7 protein-coding genes and 2 pseudogenes are annotated in these 9,511 nt (G+C 43.4%); 7 read left to right on the forward strand and 2 right to left on the reverse strand.

Annotated elements, in window-relative coordinates; genetic code table 11:
- The coding region (locus A6D97_RS02210) for an MFS transporter (RefSeq protein ID WP_240492685.1) at positions 1 to 976 on the reverse strand (976 nt) is incomplete at its 3' end.
- A 132-nt stretch (positions 977 to 1,108) separates the two neighbouring features.
- Here A6D97_RS02210 and A6D97_RS02215 point away from each other — a divergent pair.
- From A6D97_RS02215 to A6D97_RS02245, 7 genes and pseudogenes are all read left to right on the forward strand, one after another.
- Positions 1,109 to 1,738, forward strand: a pseudogene (locus A6D97_RS02215) (D-serine ammonia-lyase); the annotation flags it as partial.
- A gap of 209 nt (positions 1,739 to 1,947) precedes the next feature.
- Positions 1,948 to 2,748, forward strand: a complete 801-nt coding sequence (locus A6D97_RS02220; RefSeq protein WP_065583740.1) for a hypothetical protein — start codon at positions 1,948 to 1,950, stop codon at positions 2,746 to 2,748.
- Positions 2,749 to 2,974: 226 nt separating this feature from the next.
- Positions 2,975 to 3,436, forward strand: coding sequence for a hypothetical protein (locus A6D97_RS02225; protein WP_029235242.1), 462 nt, complete (start codon positions 2,975 to 2,977; stop codon positions 3,434 to 3,436).
- A 356-nt stretch (positions 3,437 to 3,792) separates the two neighbouring features.
- Entirely contained in the window at positions 3,793 to 4,656 is an 864-nt protein-coding gene (locus tag A6D97_RS02230; RefSeq protein WP_017064661.1) for a delta-class carbonic anhydrase, read from the forward strand.
- A gap of 240 nt (positions 4,657 to 4,896) precedes the next feature.
- The gene (locus tag A6D97_RS02235; protein WP_017064660.1) at positions 4,897 to 5,523 is read left to right on the forward strand and encodes a LysE family translocator; all 627 of its coding nucleotides are present in this window, start codon (positions 4,897 to 4,899) and stop codon (positions 5,521 to 5,523) included.
- A 134-nt stretch (positions 5,524 to 5,657) separates the two neighbouring features.
- Positions 5,658 to 6,604, forward strand: a pseudogene (locus tag A6D97_RS02240) (DUF1254 domain-containing protein).
- Between the two features lie 413 nt (positions 6,605 to 7,017).
- The gene (locus A6D97_RS02245; protein WP_083190202.1) at positions 7,018 to 7,584 is read left to right on the forward strand and encodes a type II secretion system protein; all 567 of its coding nucleotides are present in this window, start codon (positions 7,018 to 7,020) and stop codon (positions 7,582 to 7,584) included.
- Positions 7,585 to 7,679: 95 nt separating this feature from the next.
- Here the strand turns inward: A6D97_RS02245 and A6D97_RS02250 are convergent, their stop codons facing one another.
- Positions 7,680 to 9,062 carry an MATE family efflux transporter gene (locus A6D97_RS02250; protein ID WP_065583743.1) on the reverse strand — a complete coding sequence of 461 codons (1,383 nt, stop codon included), beginning with the start codon at positions 9,060 to 9,062 and terminating at the stop codon, positions 7,680 to 7,682.
- Positions 9,063 to 9,511 lie beyond the last annotated feature (449 nt).

The raw sequence follows: 9,511 nt of genomic DNA on the forward strand, positions 1-9,511 counted from the left end.
CAAAAGAGAGCGCGATAATAAATGTCGAGCAGTTGGCTAATCCAAACAGTCCCACCCAAAAGATCGCAAACTCAGGCAAATACAGAAGACCAATCAATCCAACAAATACACTCGATGCACACAGAGTGATGAGCCATTGTTGATTGTCACTTTTGGCTAAGAATGGCAGTAACAGCAGCCCTGGAACCATAGTCGAAAATTGCAGAAATCCATAAATGTAGCCCGCGTCGATTTCGCTGTAGCCAAGATCGTTCAATATCTGTGGCAACCAGCCAGCCAAAGAGTAGAAGGTAAATGAGTTAAGCCCAAGCGCTAACGTTACTTGCCACGCTACGCCGCTTTTAATCATCTGTTTCATCGGCAGAGGTTTGTCTTGTTGCTTGTTATTGCTGGCCGAAGATGAGCGTTTTCTGATTTTAGGCAACCAGATCATCAAAGCTAATATTGGAAATACCAAGTTCATTAACAGCGCTAATTGCCAACCCGTGATCGTAAATAAGGTTAGATTTGAAAACGGCACCATCAAACTTGAGCCTAACGTCGACCCGATGCCCATCGTAAAGATGTACAGAGAAGTCACAGTAGCGATGCGTGTCGGGAAGCTAACTTTCACTACTACAGGCAACAACACATTACCAATCGCGATACCAAGCCCGATCATCACCGTGCCGATATACAAGGTTGGGGTTAACCCAGCAGAGCGCAGTGTAATACCCGTAGTGATCAGAACTAAGCCTAATAACAGGCTAGGCTCTAGACCAATTCGTTGGGATATCTTGGTGACTAATGGTGAGAATAAGGCAAAAGTTAACAGTGGCAAAGCTGTTAAGAAGCCAGCAGCCGATGACGTAAGGTTGAGGCCTTCCATAACCTGAGAAAGCACAGGAGCCAAGCTCGTAAAAGGCCCACGAAGGTTAAGTGCTAGGAATAGAATCCCTAACATCACGAAAATGCTATTACGAAGAGAGGCGCTCATAGGTTGTTCTACTGTTTGCTTATGAGAAGACAGGCTAGCCTACAGATCATTGAATGATTACACAAATACCGTTTAAATAGGTTTACTAATGATTGAACCTGCGCAGTACGCGCTTAGCCAGAAAAGTCACCCATGACTGTATTAAATATCGACAAGCTCATCTCGGACTTCCCACTGCTTCAACAATTGATTGCATTGGAAGAAGTGGTTTGGTTTAACCCAAATGTGACGTCTCTGGAGCGCGGTTTGCTTTATGTGGAATTAGGCGAACAAGATATTCACGATGCGAGCATGAGGCTACAAAGGTTTGCTCCTTATCTAGCCAAGGCGTTTCCTGAAACTCAAGCGACCAATGGCATCATCGAGTCTGAGCTTATTGACATTCCATCTATGAAATCAGTATTGGAAGCGCATAATCAGCAGTCTATAAAAGGGCATTTGATGATGAAGAAAGACAGCCATTTGCCAATTTCAGGTTCAATCAAAGCTCGCGGTGGTATTTATGAAGTACTAACGCATGCCGAGAAGCTTGCGATTGAAGCCGGGTTACTGTGTGAGAGCGATGACTATAGTAAGTTGCTCGAACCTGAATTCCGTGACTTCTTCCAACAATACAGCATTGCGGTAGGATCCACGGGTAATCTAGGCATGTCGATCGGTATCATGAGTGCCAAATTGGGTTTTACGGTCTCTGTTCATATGTCGGCAGACGCGAGATCTTGGAAGAAAAGCAAACTTCGTGAGCATGGCGTCAACGTTGTTGCAAATATGAGCTGCTAAAAAGATAAGTCATAATAGAAGAGTGTTGTTTATAGCTTGTACACACTCTTCCTCACCTCTAAATCCCACCTTAATTCAAACAATAACTTGCGCAGATCGTTATCCAAAACACACATTTTATAAATTAAGCTTCTTAGATGTTCTAACTATCAGTTAGGTTGAGTGGCATTCAACTTGATAGGGATTGAGCAATGCAGACGGACAAAGTGATACAGACAAGACACATAAACACACCAGAAAAATTACTCCAGCGTTTAGATGCTATTGGGGAGTCTTTGGAAGCATCGGGTAAGGCTCATGCTTTGCTGGGATTGGGCTCAGTAGGTATTGAAACAGAACGACTTGATCAGTACTCAGATGTCGATTTTTTCGCAATAGTGCAAACGGGGCACAAGCAGTATTTCTTAGACAGTTTGCATTGGCTATCTGATATTCACTCAATCGACTACGCAGTGAGAAATACCGTCGATGGCTATAAAGTTCTGTACGCTGACGGAATCTTTTGTGAGTTTGCAGTGTTTGAACCCCACGAGTTAGCGCACATTCCGTTTGCTGAAGGGCGTATTGTTTGGCAGCAACATGAATTTGATACACAGTGTTGTGTTTCACCAATAAAAGGGGAGACAGACACTAATTCCCAAGATTGGATCATTGGTGAGGCTCTAACCAATCTTTATGTGGGTATGTCTCGTTATAACCGAGGCGAAAAGCTGTCGGGCAGTCGGTTCGTTCAATCTTACGCACTCGATCGTTTGATCGATCTTGTGGATCAAACTGAACAGTCTGAGCCTGAATTCGTTGATGAATTTATGTCGGATAGAAGGCTAGAAGCACGCTTCCCTAAGTTTGCCCAATTGCTACCAACCTTTACCCAAGGCTACGAGCGCACCGCTGAATCGGCACTTGCCCAACTAGCATTCCTCAACACCCACTTCGCAGTCAACCAAGCCATGTGTGACCGAATCTCTGAACTGTGTTCCAGTAAAGATTAAGCTTATAGCGTGTGAATCCTCAAGCCTAACTGACACCACCTTTCAGATGATAAGCGGCGGGCAACCTAATTGAGCTCTCGAATTATTATTCTTAAGCACTAAACCCGTACGCTTTTGTTTACTCTTCAAGACCGTGACTGTTCGTGTTTACTCCGCTTATCACTGGATGTCGTCAGCCAAATAAAATACAATCGAACAATGTTTTATTAATTCGTGCTTTATCATTATGATGAGAAACTTACTCATATTCATCGTTAGCCTGTTCTTCTTAACAGCCTGTTCTTCAACGAGTAATCATCAGCTAGACGACGAGACATTGAGCAACGAAGACGCTATGTCGAAAAGTATAGAGGGAGAGAGTAATCTCGAGACTTCAAAGGATACAAACGCTGAGACCAGCGTTGATTCTTCCCATGATTCAATCGTTAATCATCAACCACTCACTAACCTTGATTCAAATAAAGACACGATAGCTCACGCCAATGCAGAGCCAGAATCAGTGGAGCCTTCTCAAATAGAAGCGACAGAAACAACTGAAAGCGATGCTAAGAGTGGCGGTGAAAAAGGCATCGGAAGCTATTTTATTCGTCATAATAAACCGACTAAGACGGTGATTAAATCACTAGAGGGCGTGACAGATGCATTGAACGTCATGACGTTTGGGATATTTGCCACCGGTAACGGTTAAATCGTTAACTTAGAACCACAACCTAATAGATAGAATGAAACGTGAAGGCGAGCCAGATGGTTCGCCTTTTTTGATCTTCTAAATCTGGCCACCATTCTTCCTAAGAATCGTGTTCACTTATCTGAGCGCTGAGTCAGGCGACGGTTAACGAAAATAGGAATTATTAGTTCTGGAAGGGAGTCGCCGAATTTACCCTGTTTGACTTGTTATATGCATCAAGGGTTCTAATACTCATCCCAAAGTAAGCAATGAAATCTAATCTTACAAAGACAACTCTTATATTCACTTACGAGCATAGTAAGATGTTTGCTGTTAAGTAGGTTTAGGTTTAGTTATCAATATTCTAGGGAAGAAAAATGAAGAATAAGAGTGTGTTTTTAAGTGTCGCGATGGTGATATTGTCAGCTCATGCAAATGCATCAGATGCGAACCATGAGTCTGTATCAGATGGAGTTATCGCAGAACAAAGAGCGAAGCTTTCTGAAAATACCCAAGGGCAAGGTTTTGGACCGCAAGCTCCACGAGATTTGGGTTCATTAGAAGGTAAAAATACTAGGCTGTTCTCGGATGCCCCTGATTCAACAGCGATGAACTTATGTAATATTCACTTCCATAAAAATGCTGAGCATAAAGGTGGAGAGTTTACTCAATACGCTGGTAACGGTGATGGTAAGGGATTCCAGAGTGGCTTTAAATACACAGGCAAGCTGAGTTCTGCTGAGCTGAAACCATTTGAGGGCAAGGTTTGTCCGAGCGAGCATGGTTCTTTGCATTCGGGTGACACCATTGAAGTTCACTATGTTTATTCAACGGCGCAAGTTGAACCGGGTGAAACACTGGGTGCTTGTTTTAACGATGCGATTACCAACCCGCAACTGCGTGTAGAAACCCAAGTTTACGTATTAGTGAATGACGACAAAGCACCCGACTTTGAAGCGCTCGCTAAACATTCAAAAGTGAACGGCTTACACCAAGCACCAAACATCCCACAAGATACGGGCTCAGCGATCCAATACGCAGGCTCTACAACGGGTCCTGGTTATAATGAGCAAGGTTCACCTTTCCAAGTAACATGGAGCGTTAGACCACAAGTCGCGAAAGTAAATATCGCGACAGTAGGTAGCTGGTGTGAAGGCAATGACTTTAACGAAGATCACGCCCACGGTGTGAGAAACTTGGTGGTTAACCCCGAGTTGTTATCACCCATTCGTAACGACTAAACGATTCTGGCGAACAAAATGATTAAGGCGAGCCAATAGGTTCGCCTTTTTTATGCCCTAACGAAAAGTACTTAGGTTTAGGTTTAGGTTTAATTAAGTCTGGTGGGTAAATTACGTGCGACACTTATTCAATACATGAGTTGTGTAAATCGTATTTAGTAAAAAACGTTCTTTACCAGAATCGAAGCTCCATGATACGTTCATGATCAATTATGTTGGGTTATAGAAAAGGACAGTCCAATGTCATTAGAAAGTGCGATTACATTCTTTATTGCCATGTTTGTATTTGGTATTACTCCGGGGCCTGGCGTCTTTGCCATTTTAGCTCGTGCTATGGTTCAAGGATGGCGAAAGTGCGTCACGCTTTCGTTAGGTATGATATGCAGTGATCTTATTTACCTTGCGCTTGCCTGTTTCGGTCTAGCAACGATTGCCGAGAATTGGTCGATTGCGTTTGAGGTGATTCGCTATGTTGGTGCAGCTTATTTGATTTACTTGGGCTACAAGATGTTTAAGAGCCTGCCTGAAGTGCAAGGCTCTGCGGAACTTGCGGCCAAACAGAGTCAGAAATCTGAACTCGCGAGTTTCGCGCAAGGCTTTTTGATTTCAGCATCGAACCCTAAAGTGATTCTGTTTTATATTTCGTTCTTGCCGACTTTTATTGATCTGACTGTTCTGCGCTCACAAGATATCGTATTAGTTTCTGCTTTAGCATCTGTTGCTCTGATGTCAGGCTTAATACTTATCGCTGTGGGCGCGGGCAGAATGGCAGGTTTGTTAAAAACGCCACGCGCACATAAAAGGTTAAACCAAAGTGCTGGTGGAATAATGATTGCTGCTGGCTCATATTTGGCGATCAATCGATAAATACGAATCTTTAAACAAAAAGGCGAACCGATGGGTTCGCCTTTTTAGTTGGATATAAATGCCATCGTTTAAACAGAGACTTGTTTGTTAGTCACAATGGTGCAATTATTTAACGAGTGATATTACTCAGATGCATGTCTTATGATGACTATCGAACAACAGCTTTCTCGGCTGGATCTAAACTTATTGGTGTCGTTAAGTGTTTTAATCAAAGAGAGGAACGTAACGCGAGCTAACGCCAACAGATGAACAGGATGTGGTTCGAATGAACCGAGACACCTACTACTCAATGGCAGTAATTAATGTATCAAAGGGGGCGACCGTCACGTTACCTGAGATCCCTGAAGGCAAGTACATGTCGATGGAAGTGATTACAGAAGACCACCGCATTCAGCCAATGCAATACGGTTCTGGTACGTTTGATCTTTCTACTCATAGTGGAGACCACGTGTATGTCATCGTTCGTACTGATGCGACGTTCACCAAAGATGAAGTTCATAAAATCCAAAATCAGATGAGCATTGATGCAAAAGCGGATGGCGAGTTTACTGCTATGCAAGTGGATGAGAAATCTTTTGAAGAGGTAGAGACGAGCCTTAAGATGGAAATGCCAACAATACTTAAGCGAGATGGCGCTCAAGCGACATTTGGTATGTTTACAAGCCCTGAAGATGCTTCAAAAGAGATGTTTACCAAAGAGAAGTACGCAGTGGGTGCGGCTATCGGTTGGGGTGGCGCGCAGTTAGATGACAATATTTACGAAGTCTCTGGTAACTTCCCAGCAGACACTTGTCATCAGGCAACCTTTGATGATCCTAAGAACCAAGCGTTTTGGTCGGTAACGGTCTACAACAAGCAAGGTTTCATGTTTGGTGAAATGGCGAACGTAAGCTCAAACACGGCTGAGAAAAATGCAGACGGCACTTACACCGTAAGCTTTGGTTGTGGTGATGATGCAGTAAACAACATCAAAACAGAAAACGATTCTGGTGTGTTTAACTTAGCTTTCCGTCATTACATTCCAAGCCAAAAAGTACGTGATGGATTCCGAGTGCTTCCTTACGTGAAAGCAGTGAACTAATGTTGCGATAGTCGTACAACGATTATAGATGCGCGTTATTACCAAATGGCAATAACGCGCTTTTTTATGGATTCTATTTCATTTCTTGCTTTCTTAAGTGTAGAAACACAAAGGGCGACTCAAAAATGGTCTAACTTTGATTATACGCAGCGAGCCTCAGTTCAAATAAATCAATTAAACCTTTTTCCATCGATACTTTCAGTTGCACCACGCATTTGATCGAATTTAAACCCGCTGACACCTTATGTGATAACGCTTCCAGTTATCTTTTCAGCCTCTAAAGGGAACAAATACCACAACCAGCGTTATAAAAAGCGATAGCCGTGGAGTGTTATGAGTCCTATTTGAGGTGTATAGTTATAGGTAATTCATTGGATTATTGAATATTTAAGTTATCAAAAGATGCGGATGTCATGAAGAAAAACGGATTTACTTTAATGGAATTAATCATCGTGATCGTGATACTTGGAGTATTAGCGGTAACGGCTGCTCCAAGATTTCTAGGTATTCAGGAATCAGCGAGAGAAACGGTACTTGAAGGTGTTGCGGGTGCGATGGAAGGCGTGATCACGCAAGTGACTTCTAAAGCTATTATCGCAGGGCTTGATCCTGACGCAACAAACCCAGGTGATCAGAGCAACTACGTAATCGATTTTGGTATCGGTAGAGTTGAAGTCGACTGGGGCACACTTTGTCCTGAAAGCCGAGGGGAGTCGGGCAACAAATTGACGATGATCGACTTTATGACCTTATCAGATGATGACAGCCTAACTTCTGATTTTGGTAATCGACACACTGTGATTGGGTATGACTACGACTTTACCCAAGCTGAATTAGATAGCACAAACATAACGGATGCTGATCTAGAGACGCGCCAAGGTTGCTTTGTTCTTTATGACTCTTTTGGCCGAACAAATGGCAGCCAATGTCCTGATGAAGGATGTGAGTGTACAGTCCGTATTGTTAACAACAACTGTTAAGCGAACGCATCATTAGATTTTAGAGACAGAATAAAAAAGCGCGTTATTACCGATTGGTAGTAACGCGCTTTTTTGTATTAGCTTATTGGTCTATTTTAGTTTGCTAACGCAGCACTTGCTGGTGGCAAGTCACGCTTCTTAATCACGTATCGCAAACGAAGTAACATCAGAGCGGCTGACACACTCAAGCCCGTTAGAATACCAATCCAAAAGCCTTCTTCACCCATTGCTGGAACAATGTGGTCTGTTAAGCCTAACACCATACCGAGTGGTAGTGCCAAGCCCCAGTATGAAGCGATAGCTAAGATCATCGGGATCTTAGTGTCTTTATAGCCACGCAGTGCGCCGTTAGCAGACGTTTGTAATGCATCGCTGAATTGGTACATCGCTGTAAAGGTCAACAATACTGCTGCTGTCGCGCTTATTGTAGGGTCGGTTGTGTAAAGCCTAATGATCCACTCAGGGAACAGCAGGAACATCGCTACTGAAAGCAATGAAATCAACGCTGCAACCAAGATACCGACTTTGCTCCGTTCAATTGCGCCTAGTTCGTCTTTCTCACCCAAAGCGTGTCCAACACGAATCGTAATGCCAAACGAGATGCTCATAGGAATCACGTAAGTCAGGCTCGAAATGTTAAGTGCAATTTGCGCGGCTGCTACGTTCTCTGCACCAATACGACCAATCATCAGTGCGATTACCGCAAAGATACTGCCACACACTGCAATGTTCATCCCGATAGGTAAACCTAATCTTAGAAGGTGAAGCATCTCTTTTGCTTTTGGCTTCGCATCTGAAAAGTTGATGATGGTCTTGTAGTGGTGATGACCTTTAATGTAGGAATACAGCATTCCCGACATTAGCCAATACACCAAGCTTGTTGCCCAACCACAACCCACAGCGCCCATTTCAGGGAAGCCAAACTTACCGTAAATAAGCACGTAGTTGACTGGAATGTTAATCAGCAAACCAATTACCGAAATGATCATCGGTACTTTGGTGTTGTTCATACCTTCACAGAAGCCGTTTAAGGTGTAGAACAGGGCAATACCCGGTACACCAAAGGCTAGGGCAAACGCATAGTCACTCCCAATTGGAATTATCTCTGCGGCTACGCCAATCCATTCTAAGATCGGTTTAGCACTCACCAAATAAGCGATGAGTAATACGCTAGCAATTAATGCCAACCAAACCATCTGGAAGAACTCGACAGAGATACTTTGAAAGTCACGTGCGCCACGGTGGTAAGCGACAACAGGCGTTAACGCCATAATCACGCCACGCAGTAGCAGCAATACAGGAATCCAAAGGCTAGTGCCAAGTGCAATAGCGGCAAGATCGGCAGGACTTACTTGGCCAGCCATTGTCGTATCGACAAATCCCATCGCTTGGGTAGCTATTTGAGTCAAAATGATTGGAATCGAAAGGTGCATAAGCGCACCCGATTCACGAGTAAAAGGACGAAGTTTCGTTAGCATGGAAGTTCAAAACACCAATATAAATGCACCAGTGATGGCAGGATGGCCGGTGTGCATTTTAGGATGTGCCCGTTGGGCGGGCGACAATATAAACACCTTACTGTATAGGGTCAAGCATTGGATTTATCGAGTTTTACTTGCTCCGAGGTAAGGGTAGGTTGTGATGGTTACAACACGGATATAACGCGCGTAAGCTCATGATTTAGTGGGAATCATGCGAGGTAGTTAAATTATATATTTGCCACATTAATCACTAAGTAGGCGGTATAAGTGATTGTTATGAGAAGACAAAGGCTAGTACAATTGGTGGCATAGGGAACTAGGTAGAAAAGTTCTGTAGCTAAGTCCAGAGCTTTTTTAACATGTGTTGTACAAAAATAGGGATGCAAATGGAAATTATACCAATCCGGAAAATTAACTGATCAGGTCAATCCAATCTCTTGTACACA

The organism is Vibrio sp. ZF57 (assembly GCF_001691235.1).
In the GTDB taxonomy this organism is placed as follows: domain Bacteria; phylum Pseudomonadota; class Gammaproteobacteria; order Enterobacterales; family Vibrionaceae; genus Vibrio; species Vibrio crassostreae_C.

Excerpts from the sequence above, each read along its gene's own strand:
- A6D97_RS02220 (WP_065583740.1), top strand. The coding sequence starts at position 1,948 with ATGCAGACGGACAAAGTGATACAGACAAGACACATAAACACACCAGAA.
- A6D97_RS02225 (WP_029235242.1), top strand. The coding sequence starts at position 2,975 with ATGATGAGAAACTTACTCATATTCATCGTTAGCCTGTTCTTCTTAACA.
- A6D97_RS02230 (WP_017064661.1), top strand. The coding sequence starts at position 3,793 with ATGAAGAATAAGAGTGTGTTTTTAAGTGTCGCGATGGTGATATTGTCA.
- A6D97_RS02235 (WP_017064660.1), top strand. The coding sequence starts at position 4,897 with ATGTCATTAGAAAGTGCGATTACATTCTTTATTGCCATGTTTGTATTT.
- A6D97_RS02245 (WP_083190202.1), top strand. The coding sequence starts at position 7,018 with ATGAAGAAAAACGGATTTACTTTAATGGAATTAATCATCGTGATCGTG.
- A6D97_RS02250 (WP_065583743.1), bottom strand. The coding sequence starts at position 9,062 with ATGCTAACGAAACTTCGTCCTTTTACTCGTGAATCGGGTGCGCTTATG.